The organism is Streptomyces sp. NPDC111507, from assembly GCF_055638955.1.
This window is the reverse complement of sequence record NZ_JBVKBU010000018.1, coordinates 71007-89576: the sequence shown is the minus strand read 5'-3', so window position 1 is coordinate 89576 and position 18570 is coordinate 71007. Positions and strand designations below refer to the sequence as shown.

The following is an 18570-nucleotide window of genomic DNA, read 5'->3' as shown; positions in this document are numbered from 1 at the left end:
GCGACGTACGGCCCGACGACGTACCTCGTGCGTCGGACGGGTGTCATCGGCTCGGCGTAGGGCGTGGGGTTACGGCGCTACCCAGGCGTACCGGTGCTCCGGGCGGCCCGTGTCGCCGTACTTCAGCGAGAGGCGCAGCCGTCCTGCCTGTTCGAGGTGGCGCAGATAGCGCTGGGCGGTGGAGCGGCTGAGCCCGGTCTCGGCCGCGACCTCATGGGCCGACAGCGGCTGGTTCGCGCGGTGGAGGACACCACAGATCAGGTCCGTGGTGGGCTCCGAATGGCCGCTGGGCAGCCCCGGCGACGACGGGACGGACGTGGTGCGCAGGGCGCTGAAGATCCGGTCGACCTGCTCCTGACCCGCCACGCCGCGCCCGCCGACCCGGTCGACGGTGCGCCGCAGGGCCGCGTACGAGTCGAGGCGGGTGCGCAGCGCGGCGAAGGTGAACGGCTTGACCAGATAGTGCAAGGCGCCCAGACGCATCGCGGCCTGCACAGTCGTCACATCGCTGGCCGCGGTGATCATGATGACGTCGGTGCCGTGGCCGCGTTCGCGCATGCGGTGCACCAGTTCGAGGCCCGTCTGGTCGGGCAGATAGTGGTCGAGCAGGACCAGGTCGACGGGCGCGCGCTCCACGGCGGCCAGGGCCTGGGCAGCGCTGTGCGCGCGGGCGGCCACCCGGAATCCGGGAACCTTCCCCACGTACTTCGCGTTGATCTCAGCGACGCGGAAGTCGTCGTCCACGACCAGGACGTCAATCATCGGGCCTCTTTCTCTCAAGGCCTGGCGAGCGTTAAGCCCGTGTTTCGGCTCCGCTGTTGTAGCGCGAGCAAAACGAGCACAACAGACTCTTGCAAGCATAAGAAGGCCTTGCGCCCAGAAGACTGATGCTGTGGCCCGCGCCACATCTACGGTCCCGGGCCATGAGCGCAGACACCAGCCCCGCCATTGAGCTGCGGGGCGCGAGCAAGATCTTCAAGACCCCGTCAGGGGGTCTGCACACGGCGGTCAGGGAGCTCGATCTGACCATCGGCCGTGGCGAGTTCGTGGCTGTCGTCGGCCCCACCGGCTGCGGGAAGTCCACGACCTTGACCCTGGTGAGCGGTCTGGAGGAGCCCACTGAGGGCGAGGTCCTGGTGGCCGGTGAGCCGGTCGCGGGCGTCGGCGACAAGGTCGGCTTCGTCTTCCAGCAGGACGCCACCTTCCCCTGGCGGACGGTCCTGTCCAATGTCATGGCGGGTCCGCGTTTTCGCGGTGTTCCGAAGGCGGAGGCCAAGCAGCGGGCCCGTGAATGGCTGGCCAGGGTCGGACTGTCGGCCTTCGAGGACCGTTATCCCCACCAGCTCTCCGGCGGTCAGCGCAAGCGCGTCGCCCTCGCCGCGACCTTCGTCAACGACCCCGAGATCCTGCTGATGGACGAGCCGTTCTCGGCGCTCGACGTGCAGACCAGGGCCCTGATGTCGGACGAGCTGCTGGAGCTGTGGGAGGGCACGGGCGCCTCGGTCGTCTTCGTCACCCACGACCTGGAGGAGTCCATCGCGCTCGCCGACAAGGTCGTCGTGATGACCGCGGGCCCCGCCACCGTGAAGCAGGTCTTCGACATTGATCTGCCGAGGCCGCGCAAGGTCGAATCGGTGCGCCTGGAGCCGCGGTTCATCGAGATCTACCGTGAGATCTGGGAGTCCCTCGGTGAAGAGGTCCGCATCACTCGAGAGAGGGGCGCCGCGAATGTCGCCTGACGTCATGCCCGAGACCGTCGTCGCGGCGACGGCCACCGAGCCCGCCAAGTCGGGGCGCGCCCACTCCCGTGCTCGTGCCGCCCGCAGACGCAGGATGATCGTCGCCGCCGCCCGTGCGGTGCTTCTGGTCGCCGTGCTCGGCCTGTGGGAGGTGTTCGCGCGTGCCAAGATCATCGACCCGTTCAACTTCTCCATGCCGTCGAAGATCTGGGACCAGGTCTACACCTGGGTGACCCATGGGACGGCGCTCGGCTCACTCGGCGAGCAGGTCTGGTACACGCTCCAAGAGGCACTGCTCGGCTGGGTCATCGGAGTCGTGGCCGGTGTCGTCTTCGGTATCGCGCTGGGACGCATCGCCTTCCTCGCCGATGTCCTTGGTCCATACATCAAGGTGCTCAACTCCATACCCAGGATCGTCCTCGCGCCGATCTTCGTGATCTGGTTCGGGCTCGGGCCGGCCTCCAAGGTCGCCTCGGCCGTGGTCCTGGTCTTCTTCCCGGTCTTCTTCAACGCGTTCCAGGGTGCCCGCGAGGTCGACCGCAACCTCGTCGCCAACGCCCGGATCCTGGGGGCGAGCGACCGCCGGGTGACGCTTCAGATCGTCATCCCCTCCGCCACCTCGTGGATCTTCACCAGCCTCCACGTCAGCTTCGGCTTCGCCCTCATCGGCGCGATCGTCGGCGAGTACATCGGCGCCACCAAGGGCATCGGCCTGCTCGTCGCCCAGTCCCAGGGCACCTTCAACGCGGCCGGTGTGTACGCCGCGATGGTCATCCTTGCCGTCGTCGCCCTGCTGGCCGAAGGACTGCTCACCTTCGCCGAGCGCCGCATCTTCCGCTGGAAGCCGTCGGACTCCGAGAGCTGATCGGCAGAGACCCCCCAAGGGGGCCCGTTTTCTGCTCAGGGCGCTCCAAGACGCCCGACTTCCTTTCAACGCTTTCCACGGTGCTCCCTTTCCGCTCAACGCTCCCCAGGGCACCCCTTTTCCCGCACTGCCCTCTCACAAGGACGTGACCCATCATGCGCAAGACCGCCAGATACTCCGCGCTGGCAGCCGCCGGTCTGCTCGCCCTCTCCTCGCTCACCGCCTGCGCCAACGACGCGGCCTCCACCACCGCCGACTCCGGCAGCAACGGGGGCGGCGGCAAGGGGGAGCACGTCAAGATCATGGTCGGTGGCCTGGACAAGGTCATCTACATGCCCGCGATGCTCACGCAGCGGCTCGGCTACTTCAACGACGAGGGTTTGAATGTCGAACTCCTCAGTGAGCCGGCTGGTGTGCAGGCGGAGACCGCACTCGTGTCCGGACAGGTTCAGGGAGCCGTCGGCTTCTACGACCACACGCTCGACCTGCAGACCAAGGGCAAGGCCGTGGAGTCCGTCGTGCAGTTCTCGCACGCGCCCGGTGAGGTGGAGATCGTCTCCAACAAGCGAGCGGACGACATCACCTCGCCCAAGGACTTCAAGGGCAAGAAGCTCGGCGTCACCGGGCTCGGTTCCTCCACCGACTTCCTCACCAAGTACCTCGCGGTCAAGAACGGTGTGAAGGTCAGCGAGTTCGCGCCGGTCGCCGTCGGCGCGGGTCCGACCTTCGTCTCGGCGCTCCAGAAGGGGGCCATCGACGGCGGCATGACGACGGACCCGACTGTCGCCACGGTCCTGCAGAAGGGCCTCGGCAAGGTGCTCATCGACATGCGCACGCCGAGTGGTTCACAGGAGGCGCTCGGCGGACCGTATCCCTCGTCCAGCCTCTACATGCAGACGGACTGGGTGAACGGCCACAAGGAGACGGTCCAGAAGCTGGCCAACGCCTTCGTGAAGACCCTCAAGTGGATGTCCACGCACAGTGCCTCCGAGATCGCCGCCAAGATGCCCGCCGACTATTCCCAGGGCAACAAGACGCTCTACGCGACCGCCATCCAGAGCACGCTGCCGATGTTCACCAAGGACGGCGTGATGCCCGTGGACGGCCCCGAGACCGTCGAGAAGGTGCTCAAGGCGTTCAACCCCAACATCAAGAACGCCAAGGTGGACCTGAGTAAGACGTACACCACGGAGTTCGTGAAGAAGGCCGTCACCGGCTGAGGAAGAAGGCCACCGAGGGCCACGCAGGCGGAGAAATGAGGGCTGCCGCGGGCGGAGAAGCGAAGGCCGCCGCGGGCCCGGTGCGGGGCAGGGCCTCTTACCCCGCCCCGTGGCCCCGCCTTCGGGATCTCCTTCTCTTCGGCCGTGCCCTCAGGCGCGGGTCGCCCAGACGTAGCGATGCTCCGGGCGGCCCGCGTCGCCGTATTTGAGGGTCAGCCTGGCCCGTCCCGTGCGCTCCAGGAGCTTCAGATAGCGCTGGGCGGTCTGTCGGCTCAGTCCGGTCTCCTCGGCGATCTCCTGGGCCGACAGCGGCCCCTCGGCGGTCACCAGGGCCCGCCGGACGAGCTCCGCGGTCGTGGGGGAGTGCCCTTTGGGCAGGTCCGGCTCCGCACTCGCCGACAGGGCGCCGAAAATCCGGTCCACCTGGGCCTGTTCGGCCTCCCCGCCGCCGTCGAGCGTGCGGCGCAGACCCGCGTACGCCTCCAGCTTGGCGCGCAGGCCCGCGAACGCAAACGGTTTGACCAGGTATTGCAGGGCGCCCTGCCGCATGGCCGCCTGGACGGTCGAGATGTCGCGGGCCGCGGTCACCATGATGACGTCGGTCTGGTGGCCGCGCCGCCGCATCTCCTGGACGACCGCGAGGCCCGTCTCGTCCGGCAGGTAGTGGTCCATCAGGACCAGGTCCAGGTGGGGCAGCGTCTCTATCCCGTGCAGCGCCTCGGCGGCGCTGTGCGCCTCGCCGGCGACATGGAAGCCGGGCACCTTGTCGACGTACGCGGCGTTGACCCGCGCGACCCGTGTGTCGTCGTCCACGACCAGGACCTCGATCATCGCGACTCCTCCTCGGCGGTCGTGGTGGCGGCGGTGGCGCCGGTGGTGTCCTGGGAGAACGTGTCCGGCTGTCGTACGAGTTCCGGTGCGGGCCCGCGGCCGGGTTCGCCCTCCGGGACCGCCACGAGGCCTGCAGTCGGCACCAGGGTTTCAGCCGGCATCAGGCCTGCAGCCGGCACCAGGCCTTCCGCCGGCCCGAGACCGGCCTCCGCGAGCGCTTCCGGCAGTACGACCGTGAACTCCGCGCCCCCTCCGTCGGCCTCCGCCGCCTCCGCGCTGCCTCCTTGGCGCTCGGCGAGCCGGCGCACCAGGGACAGCCCGAGTCCGCGTTTGCCGTGCGCGGGTGGCTTCTTCGTGGACCACCCTTCCGTGAAGATCAGCTCCCGCCGCTCCGCCGGAATTCCGGGCCCGGTGTCCCGTACGCGCAGCACGGCCGTGCGTCCCTCGGCGCGCAATTCGACCTCCACGCGCGCGTGCGGGGTGCCCGCGACGGCGTCGAGTGCGTTGTCGACCAGATTGCCCACGACGGTGACCAGCCCCCGCGGGTCGACCAGCCGGTCGGGCAGCTGGGTCCCGTCCGCGACCCAGAGAGCCACCCCGCGCTCGGCCGCCACCGTGGCCTTGCCGACCAGCAGGGCGGCCAGCAACGGATCGTGGATCTTTTCGGTGACCTGTTCTGCGGTGACCCTGTGGTCGCCGACCACCTCGCCGACGAACTCCACGGCGTCGTCGTACATCTCCAGCTCCAGCAGCCCCAGGACCGTGTGCATCCGGTTGGCGTGCTCGTGGTCCTGCGCGCGCAGGGCATCGATCAGCCCGTGGGTCGAGTCGAGTTCACGTCCCAGCTGCTCCAGTTCCGTGCGGTCGCGCAGGGTGGCCACGGCGCCGCCGTCGTCGGTCGGCATGCGGTTGGCGACCAGGACGCGCTGACCGCGCACCGTCAGCAGATCCGTGCCCGTGACCCGTCCGGCCAGCACATCGGTCGTGCGGCCCGGCCCGAGCACGTCGTCGAGCGGCTGCCCGATGGCCTCCGCGTCGAGCCCGAGCAGGCGCTGCGCCTCGTCGTTGAGGAGCCGTACGCGGCCGACACGGTCCAGAGCGATGACGCCCTCCCGGATACCGTGCAGCATCGCCTCGCGCTCCGCGAGCAACGCTGAGATGTCGGAGAAGGCCAGGTCACGCGTCTGCCGCTGGACCCGTCGGGAGAGCAGATACGCGGCGAACGCGCCGACGGCCAGAGCCCCGCCCGCATACGCGAGGAGTCCCGGGATCGCGTGGATCAGCCGGGCGCGCACACTGTCGTACTCGATGCCCACCGAGACCGCGCCGATGATGTGCCCGTCGGCGTCGCGCAGCGGTACCTTGCCGCGGGCCGAGCGCCCCAGCGTGCCGCTGTCGATCTCCATGACGTCCTTGCCGGCCAGGGCCTGGCTGGGGTCGGTCGAGACGACCCCGCCGATCTGCGAGGTGTCCTTGTGCGACCAGCGCACTCCGTGCGTGTTCATCACCACGACGTACTCGGCCCCGCTGGCCTTGCGGATCCGTTCCGCGGCGACCTGCACGGGACCCTTCACGGACGGCAGGGTCGTCTGCAGGTCCCTGGCGATCTGCGGCTGGGCCGCCGTGGTCTGCGCGATCGCGAGCGCCCGGCGCATGGCCTCGTTGTCGAGCTGGGCGCTGAGCGGGGCGAGGAACAGCCCCGTCACGAGCACGGCAACACCGGCGGCTATCGCCACCTGCATCAGCAGCACCTGAGAGAACGCCCGCCGCGGCAGACCGAGGCGCAGTCGTCGTGCGGGGGGAGTGGGGCTCATACCCATGACGGTACGGGGGAGCGCGCGCCGGGCCGAAGGGAGTGTGGCGTGGATCTCTCGAGCGCCGTGTGGGGAAGCTGTGGTCGGCGGGTACGGGCCGGCCTGCTCAGGAGTCCTGGTCAGCAGGCTACGGGGATCGTGGCCCGGGGCATCTCCCGTACGGCTACCACGTCCATCCGGGCCGGGGATCCCAGCACCGAGCCGCAGCTCTCCGGGCGGGGCGGCAGTGAGGCGCCCTGCGCGACGATGACACGCCACAGGCGCCCGTCGGTGTGGGCGACGGTCACCTCCCAGCGCGGCGCCGCGCCCTCCGTGCGGACGACGCCGAGGGCTTCCGCGGCGTGTTCTCCGCAGGCCCTGCGTACGGCCAGCTCCGCCGCCTGCCCGGGTCGCTCCCACGCCGAGTTGCCCCGGCAGCCCTCCGTGACGACGCGGCCCTCCCGCACGCCCTGGAGGATCTCCTTGACCGCGTGGGCCTCGGCCCGCCCGTAGGCGTATCCGTACGGCAGGACGAGCAGGGTGGGCGAGAAGCGGTGACCGCCGAGGTGGGTGACCTCCCACGCGCCCGCCACGCCCGAGGCGGCGAGTTCCGCCGCGAGGGGGCGGCCCAGGAGCGCGCAGCAGCGGTCGCGCTTGCCGTTGGTGCAGACGAGCGCGAGCGGGTCGCCCGTGTGGCGCCGACCCTGGAGAGCCGCGTCGAAGGTGCGCGGGTCTCCCTTGCCGAGCGCGGTGAAGTCCAGGTCGAGCAACCGCTCGGGAGCGCATGTCGTGGCGCCGTGCAGCCATACGTTGCCCGGGGTGGTGTGAGCCGCGTACACCTGGCGCTCGGCGGGCGTACCGCAGTCGGCGTGCCGCCCGGGCCGGCGGATGAGCGCGATCCGCACCCCGGTGTCCTGGGCCGCGGTTTCGAGCGCTCGGCCGAGCGCCGGGTCCAGGTGGCTCGACGTGAGCGCCTTGGCACCCCAGGGGCCCGGCTGTTCGAGGAGCAGCCATGTCCTCGCGGTCGCCGCGGTCCCCGCGAGGGGCTCGTCGAGGTCCCGGGACGCGGTCGTGCACGTACTCACAGAGGTGAGCCTAACCTGACTTCGCCCAGGGTGACTTCCGACCGTGTGTACGGGGGCGCACTTTAGGCGCATTCGGAGCGCTGTGGGGCGCTCCGGGGCTCACTTGGGGAGTGGTTGCGGCGGTCGCGCTCCTACGTAGTGGCCGCTCGGGCGCATGCGCAGCGGGCGTTCCTCGTACTCCTCCAGGGTGTGGGCGATCCATCCCGCTGTTCGGGCGACGGCGAAAACCGTCTCCCCGGCGGAGGCGGACATGCCGGAGGAGACCGTGAGGACGGCCAGCGCCAGGTCGACATTGGCGTGCAGGGGAGTGTGCCGGGCGGTGGTGGTCACGATGTCCTGGGCCGCCGCCAGGGCGGGCGCCGCGCCCGGGACCTCCTCCAGGAGGGCGAACAGGGCACGTGCGCGTGGGTCCTCGCCGGGGTAGAGCCGGTGGCCGAGCCCGGGGACACGGCGCCCGGCGCGCAGCTCGTCGGCGACCACGGGGGCCGCGGTGCCCTGGTCGAGGACGTCGAGGAGCAGCCGGTGGGCGAGGCCGCTGGCCGCGCCGTGCAGGGGGCCTTCGAGCACGCCGAGGCCCGCCGAGACGGCGGCGTACGGGTGAGCCCGTGCCGAGGCGGCGACCCGCACCGCGAGCGTCGAGGCGGCCAGGTCGTGGTCGACGAGCAGGCCGAGTGCCGTGTCCAGCACGCGAAGTGACGCCTCGTCGGGAGTCCGGCCGGTGAGGCGTCCCCACAGCCGGTGGGCCAGCGGGCCTTCGTCGCGGTGGTCGTGACGCAGGGGCGGGAGGGCGGCGACGAGGGTGGGGATGAGGGTGCGCGCGGTGCCGAGGACGGCGCTCTGCGAGAGGTCGAAGCGCAGTGGATCGGCGGCCGAGGCGGCGATCGCGGCGACCCGGAGCCGGTCCGTGGGGCCGCTGTGCTCGGGCAGCGCGTCCACGGCGCGGCGGGCGGCAGTGACGGACGCCTCCGGGGCGGTGAACGTGACCCCGGGGCGCAGCTCTCCGGTCCACAGCCATTGGGCGATCTCTTCGTAGGAGTGACGCGCGGCCAGCTCGGTCGCGTCGACGCCTCGGTAGTAGTACCGGTCCTTGCCGATGAGAGTGATGCGGGTGCGGACGGACAGCTCGCCGCCGGTGCTCGAACTCCCACTGGAATCCCGCCTGTTGCGCCGGGCGAGCGCTTCCACCTCCCTGGCGTCGAAGGTGCTGCCGCGACCTCCGGGGTCGCGTCGGCTGCTGAGCTGACCGCGGCTCACATACGCGTACACGGTCTCGGGCTTCACGCCGAGCAGCTCGGCGGTCTCCCTGGTGCTGAGCCGCCGGCCTTCGTGGCCTCCGCGGCCTCCAGGTCCTTCGTGTCCTTCATGCGTCGACCCTGCCGGTTCTTGATCCCTCATGGACGCCACCGTATCCGTGTATCGGCATATTGATTCAATCAATATTGACACGGATGTAGTCAAGCATGGACAGTCGAATCAAGTTCAGGGAGGAAAGTATGCCGATCAACCGGGCCGCGACCGCACCGTCCATCACCCCTGTCGACGTACCGAGAGGACTCTCGGGCGTCGTCGTCACCGACACCGCACTGGGTGATGTCAGGGGGCGGGAGGGCTTCTACCACTACCGCCAGTACTCGGCCGTCGAACTCGCGCAGACCCGTGGGTTCGAGGACGTCTGGCATCTACTGGTCCACGGTGAACTGCCGGACGCGGCGCGCGGTGCCGCCTTCGCCGCGCGGACCGCGGCACTGCGTGGGCTGCCGGCCGAGGTGCGCGCGGCGCTGCCGGCGATCGCCGCGGCGACCGGAGCGTCCGGACCGCTCGCGGGACTGCGGACCGCGTTGTCGCTGCTCGGCGCGTCGTTGGGGTTCCGGCCCGTGTACGACATCGACGTCGACGGGCGTCGCGCGGACACGCTCGCGGCGTGCGCGGCCGTGCCGACGCTGCTCACCGCGCTGTATCGGCTCGGGCGGGGACTGGAGCCGGTGGAACCGCGTGACGACCTGTCGTATGCAGCGAACTACCTCTACATGCTGACGGGCTCGGAGCCGGACCCGGCGCGGGCTCGGGCGGTCGAGCAGTACTTGATATCAACCATTGATCACGGATTCAATGCGTCAACCTTCACCGCGCGGGTGATCACGTCGACGGGGGCGGATGTGGCCGCGTGCCTGGTCGGCGCGGTCGGGGCGCTTTCGGGCCCGCTGCACGGCGGTGCGCCGAGCCGGGCCCTGGACACCCTCGACGCGATCGGTACCTCCGACCGCATCGACTCCTGGATCCGTGAACGAGTCCTCGCGGGCGATCGCATCATGGGCTTCGGACACGCGGTGTACCGCACCGAGGACCCGCGCTCCCGCATGCTCCGCGGTATCGCCCAGCAGTTCGGCGGTTCTCTGGTCGATTTCGCCGTCGAGGTCGAACACCGGGTGGAGGCGATCCTGGCCGAGCTGAAGCCCGGCCGCGAACTCCACACCAACGTGGAGTTCTACGCGGGCGTGGTCATGGAACTGTGCGGTCTCCCACGGGAGATGTTCACCCCCACCTTCGCCGCGGCCCGCGTCGTCGGCTGGAGCGCCAACATCCTGGAACAGGCGGAGGACTCGAAGATCATCCGTCCGGCGGCACGGTATGTGGGGCCGGTTCCGCCGGTGGCGGTGCCGGTGGCTGAACCGGTGGCCGGCTGACGATCCAGTGCCGTGACACATGAAGGGCCCGGCATCATGTCGATGCCGGGCCTGGACGTCGTGGCCCAAGGGGTACCGGGCGGAACTCCGACCTTCAGTTGCCCGTGGCCGGTTCCTGGAGCCGTGCCTGGATCAATTCCTGGAACAGTTCCCGGCGGCGGTGACGTCAAGCATCAGGGATGTCCTTCTTCGCGCGGAGCAGGGTCTCGCGCGTGATGATGACGATCCGCTCATAGTCGGCTCGTGCGGCGTCGGGCGGAAGCTCGGGGTCGAGTTCCTTGGTGGCCTCGCGCCCGATGACAGCGAAGCTGCCGTCACTGAGCTCGAAGATGTCGGGGCACGACTGGCCAGTGGCGCTGCCGCGCTCGCGTGGTGTAGCCCCGACACGTCGCACGATTTTCACGGAGTGGTACCAACCTTATGGCTCGGACTGATGGGTGTCTCCGAGCTGTGGGGTCCTCGGAGCGTGGCTGGCTCCGAGCGGAGATGTTCGTCGGAGGCAAGGTGTCTCCGAGCGCAGGGGTGTTCGTCGGAGTGGCCGGAAATCTGGCCAGGCGACAATTTAGCGGCTTCTGTTGCCCATGGTGCGCAAAGCAACAACAAGCAGTCGAGTGAAGTTCGGCATCCCCCCTTGACGAAAAGTGGCATTAGGGTGATACGTACGCATCGGGGCCGCCGACGGCGCGCGCCCCGCGTGCGAGGGGTGTACCCCGCGTACGCGGGTACCGTCCGGCGCGAGGAGTCCGCAGGGAAGCCGCGAGAAAGTCACTGCGTTTCTTCGTCCGGCTCCCCCACAACCCACCATTCGTCGGTGTCGGAATCAGTCTGATCCTGGATCAGGCTCTCCATCATCCGGCCCAGTTCGGCCTCTTTGGAGGAGTCGGGCAGGCTCTTGCGGTGGTGCTCCGTCGCCACCCAGTACGCCCGGAAGATCTGGTTCTGGCACATGATGCGGAAGTGGCCATGCAGCTCCGCACGCGTCAGAGCCCCGATCCGGTGGAAATACAGGGCGTTGATGTAGAGCGCGTTGGCGAAGAGGTACTGCCGCTGCTCCTCCGAGCTGATCTCCGTCTCGTACGTGTTCAGGACCGCGGCGAGGGCGGGATCGTCCATGGCCTTGCACAACAGATCGAAATGGAGCCGGTGCTGCTCGGTGAGCACGGCGCGCCTGCGCTGCCGTGAGCTGCGTTCCGCGACGGCGTTGGCTGCGAGGCCGAGCTTGGCCCAGGCACCTGAGCCAAGCCTCCGTATCGCGGAATTCTGTGTGGCCATGTCAACCCCCGAATCAGGCGACCGTTCCGCCGGTCGTCGGTTGTGGGGCGACAGGGAGCGGACCGGCGAGCGGTGGGCGGCGCGCTTGCCGTCTCCCAGTTTTGCCGAGCGGCTCTGATCGGCGGGGAGGCGGAGAGGAGGCGCACGGAGGGAAGTGCGGGTCGCATTTCCCGGCGCCATGTCCAACGTGTGCCCCGCGAGCGCCGCTAACAATCGTTCACTTCGCCGGGATTCCTCCCGCTCGTATCCTTGGTCGGCAGCCATTCCCCGTACGAGCGCCGGTCTACGAGCCGTCCTCGTCCTAGAGCCGGTTCATGAGCCGGAGCACGCGTCGGTGTGAAAGAGGTCGCCCGTTGAGCCAGCCCAGCACGCAGCAGGTCCCGGTCGATCAGGCCTCAGGGCAGGCCCTGATCGACCAGACCTCAGGTCAGGTCCCCATCGATCAGGTCCCCATCGACCAGACCGCCGGTGACCAGGTCCACGTCGACGGAACTTCCGCCCGGCAGATCCCGGTCCTCGTCCTCGCCGGCTTCCTCGGCTCAGGCAAGACCACCCTGCTCAACCACCTCCTGCACCGCAGCGGAGGGAGCCGCATCGGCGCCGTCGTCAACGACTTCGGGGCGATCGAGATCGATGCGATGGCCGTGGCCGGGGCACTGGGGGACTCCACCGTCTCGCTGGGGAACGGATGCCTGTGCTGCGCTGTCGACGCCAGTGAGCTCGACGAGTATCTCGAGCGGCTGACCCGGCCCTCGGCCGGTATCGACGTCATCGTCATCGAGGCGAGCGGCCTCGCCGAGCCCCAGGAGCTCGTGCGGATGGTGCTGGCCAGTGAGCATCCGCGGATCGTCTACGGCGGGCTCGTCGAGGTGGTCGACGCGGCCGAGTTCGACGGTACGCGCGAGAAGCATCCCGAGATCGACCGGCATCTCGCCCTCGCCGACCTCGTCGTCGTCAACAAGACCGACCGAGCCGAGGACGGCGAGCGCGTGCTGCGCACCGTACGCGGGCTTGTCGACCGGGCCGCCGTCGTGCCCGCCACCTACGGCCGCGTCGATCCCGAGTTCCTCTTCGACTGCAGGCCGAGCGAGGAGCGCATCGGGCAGCTGTCATTCGACGACCTCCACCGGCACGACGAGAGCGGTTCCCAGGGGCACCACGACCACCTGCACTCCGCCTACGAATCCCTCTCCTTCAGCTCCGAAGTGCCGCTCGGTCCACGGGAGTTGATGGACTTCCTCGACAGCAGGCCCGAGGGGCTCTACCGCATCAAGGGCTACGTCGATTTCGGCGCCCAGGACCGGGACAACCGGTACGCCGTGCATGCCGTCGGACGGTTTCTGCGCTTCTACCCGGAGCCCTGGGCTTCTGCCGAGCCGCGCCTCACCCAGCTCGTGCTGATCGGCTCCGGCATCGACACCTCGGCTCTCACCAAGGAGTTGGAGGCGTGCGAAAAGGACGCCCCACACGCCGACGAACACAGCATGTGGGGCGTCCTCCGTTACGTGCAGGACCGGCACGTACAGGACAGCTACGTACAGGACAGCCACGTACAGGACGAGGAGCCCGGCGGTCTCGAAGAGGCCGGTTGATCTACACCGGGCCCGCCACCACCGACACCGTCTTCGCCAGCGACACTCCCGAGCCGTCACGGCGCGGGTCGATCTCCGGCAGCTCGGCCGGTGTGCCGTTCTTCTGCGCGGCCCGTGCCGGAACCGCGCCCGCCCAGGCCAGCGAGAGGCAGTCCTCGCCCTTCAGGAACCGCTGGCAGCGCACGCCGCCCGTGGCGCGGCCCTTGCGCGGGTACTGGTCGAAGGGCGTCAACTTGGCCGTGGTCTGGACGGAGTCGTCCAGCGTGCCGCGCGAGCCCGCCACCGTGAAGACCACCGCGTCCACCGCCGGGTCGACCGCGGTGAAGGAGATCACCTTCGCGCCCTCGGTGAGCTTGATGCCCGACATGCCGCCCGCCGCCCGGCCCTGCGGGCGGACCTGCGAAGCCTGGTAGCGCAGCAGCTGGGCGTCGTCGGTGATGAAGACCAGGTCCTCCTCGCCGGTGCGCAGTTCGACCGCGCCGACGATCCGGTCGCCGTCCTTGAGGGTGATGACCTCCAACTCCTCCTTGTTCGAGGGGTAGTCGGGGACCACACGCTTCACGACGCCCTGTTCGGTGCCGATCGCCAGGCCGGGCGAGGACTCGTCGAGCGTCGTCAGACAGACCACTGTCTCGTCCGGCTCCAGGGAGGACAGGAACTCCGCGATCGGCGCGCCTCCGGAGAGGTTGGGTGCCGACGCCGTCTCCGGCAGCTGCGGCAGGTCGATCACGTTCAGCCGGAGCAGGCGGCCCGAGGACGTGACCGCCCCGATCTCGCCGCGGGCCGTCGCCGGCACCGCCGAGACGATCAGGTCGTGCTTGGTGCGCTTGGCGTCCTCGGCCTCCCCGAAGGGGCCGCCGTTGGCCGTACGGGCCAGCAGACCCGTCGAGGACAGCAGCACCCGGCACGGGTCGTCGGCCACCTGGAGCGAGACCGTCGCGGCGGGGGTGCCCGCGGACTCCAGAAGCACCGTGCGCCGGTCGGTGCCGAACTTCTTGGCGACCGCGGCCAGTTCTCCGGAGACCAGCTTGCGCAGCTCGGCGTCCGAGTCGAGGATGCCGGTCAGCTCGTCGATCTCGCCGTTGAGCCGGTCGCGCTCCGACTCCAGCTCGATGCGGTCGAACCTGGTCAGGCGGCGCAGCGGCGTGTCCAGGATGTACTGCGTCTGGATCTCGGAGAGGGAGAAGTGCTCGATCAGGCGCTCCTTCGCCTGCGCCGAGTTGTCGCTGGAGCGGATGAGGCGGATGACCTCGTCGATGTCCAGGAGGGCGACGAGAAGGCCCTCGACCAGGTGGAGCCGGTCGCGCTTCTTGCCGCGGCGGAACTCACTGCGGCGGCGCACGACGTTGAAGCGGTGGTCGAGATAGACCTCGAGGAGCTCCTTGAGGCCCAGGGTGAGCGGCTGACCGTCCACCAACGCCACGTTGTTGATGCCGAAGGACTCCTCCATCGGCGTCAGCTTGTAGAGCTGCTCCAGGACCGCTTCCGGTACGAAGCCGTTCTTGATCTCGATGACCAGTCGCAGTCCGTGCGAGCGGTCGGTGAGGTCTTTGACGTCGGCGATGCCCTGGAGCTTCTTGGCGTTGACCAGGTCCTTGATCTTGCTGATCACCTTCTCCGGGCCGACGGTGAAGGGCAGTTCGGTGACGACGAGGCCCTTGCGGCGCGCCGTGACGTCCTCCACCGACACCGTGGCGCGGATCTTGAAGGTGCCGCGGCCCGACTCGTACGCGTCCCTGATGCCGGTCAGGCCGACGATACGGCCGCCCGTCGGCAGGTCGGGGCCCGGCACGTACTTCATCAGCGTGTCCAGGTCGGCGCCCGGATAGCGGATCAGGTGGCGGGCGGCCGCGATGACCTCGCCGAGGTTGTGCGGCGGCATGTTCGTCGCCATACCGACGGCGATCCCGGACGAGCCGTTGACCAGCAGGTTCGGGTACGCCGCCGGGAGGACGTCGGGCTCCTGCTCCTGGCCGTCGTAGTTCGGCGTGAAATCGACCGTGTCCTCGTCGATGGACTCGGTCATCAGTGACGTGGCGTCGGCCATCCGGCACTCGGTGTAACGCATGGCGGCCGGCGGGTCGTCGTTGCCGAGCGAACCGAAGTTGCCGTGGCCGTCGACCAGCGGCAGGCGCATGGAGAACGGCTGGGCCAGGCGCACGAGTGCGTCGTAGATCGACGCGTCGCCGTGCGGATGGAGCTTACCCATGACCTCGCCGACGACGCGGGCGCACTTCACATAGCCGCGGTCGGGGCGCAGCCCCATCTCGTTCATCTGGTACACGATGCGGCGGTGCACGGGCTTGAGGCCGTCACGGGCGTCCGGCAGGGCTCGCGAATAGATGACCGAGTACGCGTATTCGAGGAAGGAGCCCTGCATCTCGTCCACGACGTCGATGTCGAGGATCTTCTCCTCGTACGAGTCGTCGGGCGGCGGGGTCTTCGTGCTGCGGCGGGCCATCGCTGCTGCGGCTCCTTCACAGTCTCTGCCGGGGCATGAACGGGTTCTGACGCGCACCATTGTGGACCGCCGCACTGACAACGCCGACCGCGACCCGTCCATAGAGGCTCCACGGAGCCCCGTTCCGCTCGCTCGCGGTGCACGGAAGTCCGGCCTCCCACCTCAGGAATTCTCGCTCTCGGCGTACGAGGTGCGGGAACTTCGCCACCTGTCGGCGCGCTTGCATACAGTGGCAGGACCGGCAGGAATTCTGCAGTTTCCGCGATCGAAGGGACGTACATGCCCATGGGTCACACGGCCACAGCTGAAGCAGGCTCCGGCGGCCTGACAGCGACCGAGCACCGCCTGGCCAACGGCCTGCGCGTGGTGCTCTCCGAGGACCATCTGACCCCGGTCGCGGCGGTGTGCCTCTGGTACGACGTCGGCTCACGGCACGAGGTCAAGGGCCGTACCGGCCTTGCTCACCTTTTCGAGCACCTGATGTTCCAGGGCTCCGGCCAGGTGAAGGGCAACGGCCACTTCGAACTGGTGCAGGGCGCGGGCGGCTCCCTGAACGGAACGACCAGCTTCGAGCGCACCAACTACTTCGAGACGATGCCCGCCCACCAGCTGGAGCTCGCCCTCTGGCTGGAGGCCGACCGCATGGGCTCGCTGCTGGCCGCACTCGACGACGAGTCCATGGAGAACCAGCGGGACGTCGTCAAGAACGAGCGCCGCCAGCGCTACGACAACGTGCCCTACGGCACCGCCTTCGAGAAGCTGACCGCGCTCGCCTACCCCGAGGGCCACCCGTACCACCACACCCCGATCGGGTCCATGGCGGACCTGGACGCGGCGACCCTGGAGGACGCCCGCGCCTTCTTCCGCACCTACTACGCGCCGAACAACGCGGTGCTCTCCGTGGTCGGGGACATCGACCCGCGGCAGACGCTCGCCTGGATCGAGAAGTACTTCGGCTCCATCCCCGGGCACGACGGCAAGCCCGCCCCGCGCGACGGCTCGCTGCCCGAGGTCATCGGCGAGCAGCTGCGCGAGGTCGTCGAGGAGGAGGTCCCGGCGCGCGCCCTGATGGCCGCCTACCGGCTTCCGGAGGACGGCACGCGCGCGGCCGACGCGGCCGACGTGGCGCTCACCATCCTCGGCGGCGGCGAGTCGTCCCGGCTCTACAACCGGCTCGTACGCCGCGACCGCACCGCCGTCGCGGCCGGGTTCGGCCTGCTGCGGCTCGCCGGAGCGCCCTCCCTGGGCTGGCTGGACGTGAAGACGTCCGGTGACGTCGAGGTCCCGGTGATCGAGTCCGCCGTCGACGCTGAGCTCGCCCGGTTCGCCGAGGAGGGCCCCACGGACGAGGAGATGGAGCGCGCCCAGGCCCAGTTGGAGCGCGAGTGGCTGGACCGGCTCGGCACGGTCGCCGGCCGCGCCGACGAACTGTGCCGGTACGCCGTCCTGTTCGGCGACCCGCAGCTCGCCCTGACGGCCGTACAGCGCGTCCTGGACATCACGGCCGAGGAGGTCAAGGAGGTCGCGAAGGCCCGCCTGCGACCCGACAACCGCGCGGTGCTCGTGTACGAGCCGGTCGCTGCCGACACCACCGAAGAGGACGAGGAGGCGGCGAAGTGAGCGAGCTCGCCACCATGGACTTCCACCCGCAGCCCCAGGCGGGCCAGCCCAAGCCCTGGGCCTTCCCGGCGCCCGAGCGCGGCACGCTGGACAACGGCCTGACCGTGCTGCGCTGCCACCGCCCCGGCCAGCAGGTCGTCGCCGTCGAGGTGCTGCTCGCCGCGCCGCTGGAGGCCGAGCCCGCGGGCCTCGACGGCGTCGCCACGATCATGGCGCGCGCCTTCTCCGAGGGCACCGACAAGCTCTCCGCCGAGGAGTTCGCCGCCGAGCTGGAGCGCTGCGGCGCCACCCTCGACGCGCACGCCGACCACCCCGGCGTACGGCTGTCGCTCGAAGTGCCCGTCTCGCGCCTGCCCAAGACGCTCGGGCTGCTCGCCGACGCCCTGAGGGCACCGGCGTTCGCGGACAGCGAGGTCGAGCGGCTGGTGCGCAACCGGCTCGACGAGATCCCGCACGAGACGGCCAACCCGGCCCGGCGTGCCGCCAAGGAGCTCTCCAAGGAGCTGTTCCCGGCGACCTCGCGCATGTCGCGCCCGCGCCAGGGCACAGAGGAGACCGTCCAGAAGATCGACTCGGCGGCCGTACGCGCCTTCTTCGACAAGCACGTACGTCCCGCCACGTCGGCCGCCGTGATCGTCGGCGACCTGACCGGCGTCGACCTCGACGCGCTGCTCGCCGAGACGCTCGGCGACTGGACTGGTTCGTCCGCCGAGCCGCGCCCCGTGCCGTCGGTGGCCGCCGACGACACCGGCCGTGTGATCATCGTGGACCGCCCCGGCGCGGTCCAGACGCAGCTGCTCATCGGCCGTGTCGGCGCCGACCGGCACGACCGTGTGTGGCCCGCCCAGGTGCTCGGCACGTACTGCCTCGGCGGCACCCTCACCTCGCGCCTGGACCGCGTCCTGCGCGAGGAAAAGGGCTACACCTACGGTGTGCGGGCGTTCGGCCAGGTCCTGCGCGCCGCGCCGGACGGAACCGGTATCGCGATGCTCGCCATCAGCGGCTCCGTGGACACCCCGAACACCGGCCCGGCGCTCGACGACCTCTGGAAGGTGCTGCGCACCCTCGCCGCGGAGGGCCTGACGGACGCCGAGCGCGACATCGCCGTACAGAACCTGGTGGGGGTGGCGCCCCTCAAGTTCGAGACCGCGGCGGCCGTCGCGGGCACGCTCGCGGACCAGGTCGAGCAGTACCTGCCGGACGACTACCAGGCGACGCTGTACCAGCAGCTCGCCGCGACCGGCACCGTGGAGGCCACCGCGGCCGCCGTGAGCGCCTTCCCGGTGGACCGTCTGGTGACCGTCCTCGTCGGCGACGCCGCGCAGATCCAGGAGCCCGTCAAGGCCCTCGGAATCGGTGAAGTGACCGTCGTTTCGGCGGAGTAGAGGTTCAGCGGAGCAGCCGCTCA

At 69.7% G+C, this 18570-nt stretch carries 15 protein-coding genes; 7 read left to right on the top strand and 8 right to left on the bottom strand.

The annotated features are described in order from the left end of the window. Positions 1-69 precede the first annotated feature (69 nt). Positions 70-762, bottom strand: coding sequence for a response regulator (locus ACZ7M2_RS43515; RefSeq protein ID WP_266629486.1), 693 nt, complete (start codon positions 760-762; stop codon positions 70-72). Positions 763-923: 161 nt separating this feature from the next. On the opposite strand from ACZ7M2_RS43515, the gene ACZ7M2_RS43510 reads away from it, so the two are divergent. The 3 genes from ACZ7M2_RS43510 to ACZ7M2_RS43500 all read left to right on the top strand — a co-directional run bounded on the left by ACZ7M2_RS43510 (position 924) and on the right by ACZ7M2_RS43500 (position 3824). Further along, positions 924-1739, top strand: coding sequence for an ABC transporter ATP-binding protein (locus ACZ7M2_RS43510; RefSeq protein WP_266430202.1), 816 nt, complete (start codon positions 924-926; stop codon positions 1737-1739). Beyond that, complete coding sequence (locus ACZ7M2_RS43505; protein WP_471600014.1) at positions 1729-2604, top strand: ABC transporter permease; 876 nt, start codon at positions 1729-1731, stop codon at positions 2602-2604. Before ACZ7M2_RS43510 ends, ACZ7M2_RS43505 begins: the two co-directional genes overlap by 11 nt. A 155-nt stretch (positions 2605-2759) precedes the next feature. Then, positions 2760-3824, top strand: coding sequence for an ABC transporter substrate-binding protein (locus ACZ7M2_RS43500; RefSeq protein WP_352051122.1), 1065 nt, complete (start codon positions 2760-2762; stop codon positions 3822-3824). Positions 3825-3974: 150 nt separating this feature from the next. On the opposite strand, the gene ACZ7M2_RS43495 is transcribed toward ACZ7M2_RS43500, so the two are convergent. The 4 genes from ACZ7M2_RS43495 to ACZ7M2_RS43480 form a co-directional block, all read right to left on the bottom strand. Further along, the gene (locus ACZ7M2_RS43495) at positions 3975-4655 is read right to left on the bottom strand and encodes a response regulator (protein WP_352051123.1); all 681 of its coding nucleotides are present in this window, start codon (positions 4653-4655) and stop codon (positions 3975-3977) included. After that, positions 4652-6469, bottom strand: a complete 1818-nt coding sequence (locus tag ACZ7M2_RS43490; protein WP_471600013.1) for an ATP-binding protein — start codon at positions 6467-6469, stop codon at positions 4652-4654. Before ACZ7M2_RS43490 ends, ACZ7M2_RS43495 begins: the two co-directional genes overlap by 4 nt. 119 nt (positions 6470-6588) lie before the next feature. Further along, entirely contained in the window at positions 6589-7533 is a 945-nt protein-coding gene (locus ACZ7M2_RS43485) for a sucrase ferredoxin (protein WP_471600012.1), read from the bottom strand. A 99-nt stretch (positions 7534-7632) separates the two neighbouring features. After that, a complete protein-coding gene (locus ACZ7M2_RS43480; RefSeq protein WP_471600011.1) occupies positions 7633-8928 on the bottom strand; it encodes a citrate synthase in 1296 nt (431 codons plus the stop codon). A gap of 98 nt (positions 8929-9026) precedes the next feature. Between ACZ7M2_RS43480 and ACZ7M2_RS43475 the strand changes: the two genes are divergently transcribed. Beyond that, the gene (locus ACZ7M2_RS43475; RefSeq protein WP_471600010.1) at positions 9027-10217 is read left to right on the top strand and encodes a citrate synthase/methylcitrate synthase; all 1191 of its coding nucleotides are present in this window, start codon (positions 9027-9029) and stop codon (positions 10215-10217) included. 166 nt (positions 10218-10383) lie between these two features. Here the strand turns inward: ACZ7M2_RS43475 and ACZ7M2_RS43470 are convergent, their stop codons facing one another. Both ACZ7M2_RS43470 and ACZ7M2_RS43465 read right to left on the bottom strand, forming a co-directional pair. Continuing rightward, a complete protein-coding gene (locus ACZ7M2_RS43470) occupies positions 10384-10620 on the bottom strand; it encodes a hypothetical protein (RefSeq protein ID WP_054229908.1) in 237 nt (78 codons plus the stop codon). Positions 10621-10982: 362 nt separating this feature from the next. Continuing rightward, positions 10983-11489, bottom strand: a complete 507-nt coding sequence (locus ACZ7M2_RS43465; protein WP_471600009.1) for a DUF6082 family protein — start codon at positions 11487-11489, stop codon at positions 10983-10985. A 353-nt stretch (positions 11490-11842) separates the two neighbouring features. Here ACZ7M2_RS43465 and ACZ7M2_RS43460 point away from each other — a divergent pair, with 353 nt between their 5' ends. Next, positions 11843-13081: a CobW family GTP-binding protein gene (locus ACZ7M2_RS43460; protein WP_471600008.1), complete on the top strand. Its 1239-nt coding sequence runs from the start codon at positions 11843-11845 to the stop codon at positions 13079-13081. A gap of 1 nt (position 13082) precedes the next feature. Here the strand turns inward: ACZ7M2_RS43460 and ACZ7M2_RS43455 are convergent, their stop codons facing one another. Next, positions 13083-15542 (bottom strand): DNA gyrase/topoisomerase IV subunit A, encoded by a 2460-nt coding sequence (locus tag ACZ7M2_RS43455; RefSeq protein ID WP_471600007.1) that lies wholly within the window; start codon positions 15540-15542, stop codon positions 13083-13085. A gap of 279 nt (positions 15543-15821) precedes the next feature. On the opposite strand from ACZ7M2_RS43455, the gene ACZ7M2_RS43450 reads away from it, so the two are divergent. Next, positions 15822-17162 (top strand): M16 family metallopeptidase, encoded by a 1341-nt coding sequence (locus ACZ7M2_RS43450; protein WP_403699793.1) that lies wholly within the window; start codon positions 15822-15824, stop codon positions 17160-17162. After that, positions 17159-18547 (top strand): M16 family metallopeptidase, encoded by a 1389-nt coding sequence (locus ACZ7M2_RS43445; RefSeq protein ID WP_471600006.1) that lies wholly within the window; start codon positions 17159-17161, stop codon positions 18545-18547. Before ACZ7M2_RS43450 ends, ACZ7M2_RS43445 begins: the two co-directional genes overlap by 4 nt. Positions 18548-18570: the final 23 nt, after the last annotated feature.

What these genes read in the sequence shown, in the direction of transcription:
- ACZ7M2_RS43515 (WP_266629486.1), bottom strand. Translation starts at nt 762, where the DNA reads ATGATTGACGTCCTGGTCGTGGACGACGACTTCCGCGTCGCTGAGATC.
- ACZ7M2_RS43510 (WP_266430202.1), top strand. Translation starts at nt 924, where the DNA reads ATGAGCGCAGACACCAGCCCCGCCATTGAGCTGCGGGGCGCGAGCAAG.
- ACZ7M2_RS43505 (WP_471600014.1), top strand. Translation starts at nt 1,729, where the DNA reads ATGTCGCCTGACGTCATGCCCGAGACCGTCGTCGCGGCGACGGCCACC.
- ACZ7M2_RS43500 (WP_352051122.1), top strand. Translation starts at nt 2,760, where the DNA reads ATGCGCAAGACCGCCAGATACTCCGCGCTGGCAGCCGCCGGTCTGCTC.
- ACZ7M2_RS43495 (WP_352051123.1), bottom strand. Translation starts at nt 4,655, where the DNA reads ATGATCGAGGTCCTGGTCGTGGACGACGACACACGGGTCGCGCGGGTC.
- ACZ7M2_RS43490 (WP_471600013.1), bottom strand. Translation starts at nt 6,469, where the DNA reads ATGAGCCCCACTCCCCCCGCACGACGACTGCGCCTCGGTCTGCCGCGG.
- ACZ7M2_RS43480 (WP_471600011.1), bottom strand. Translation starts at nt 8,928, where the DNA reads ATGAGGGATCAAGAACCGGCAGGGTCGACGCATGAAGGACACGAAGGA.
- ACZ7M2_RS43475 (WP_471600010.1), top strand. Translation starts at nt 9,027, where the DNA reads ATGCCGATCAACCGGGCCGCGACCGCACCGTCCATCACCCCTGTCGAC.
- ACZ7M2_RS43465 (WP_471600009.1), bottom strand. Translation starts at nt 11,489, where the DNA reads ATGGCCACACAGAATTCCGCGATACGGAGGCTTGGCTCAGGTGCCTGG.
- ACZ7M2_RS43455 (WP_471600007.1), bottom strand. Translation starts at nt 15,542, where the DNA reads ATGGCCCGCCGCAGCACGAAGACCCCGCCGCCCGACGACTCGTACGAG.
- ACZ7M2_RS43450 (WP_403699793.1), top strand. Translation starts at nt 15,822, where the DNA reads ATGCCCATGGGTCACACGGCCACAGCTGAAGCAGGCTCCGGCGGCCTG.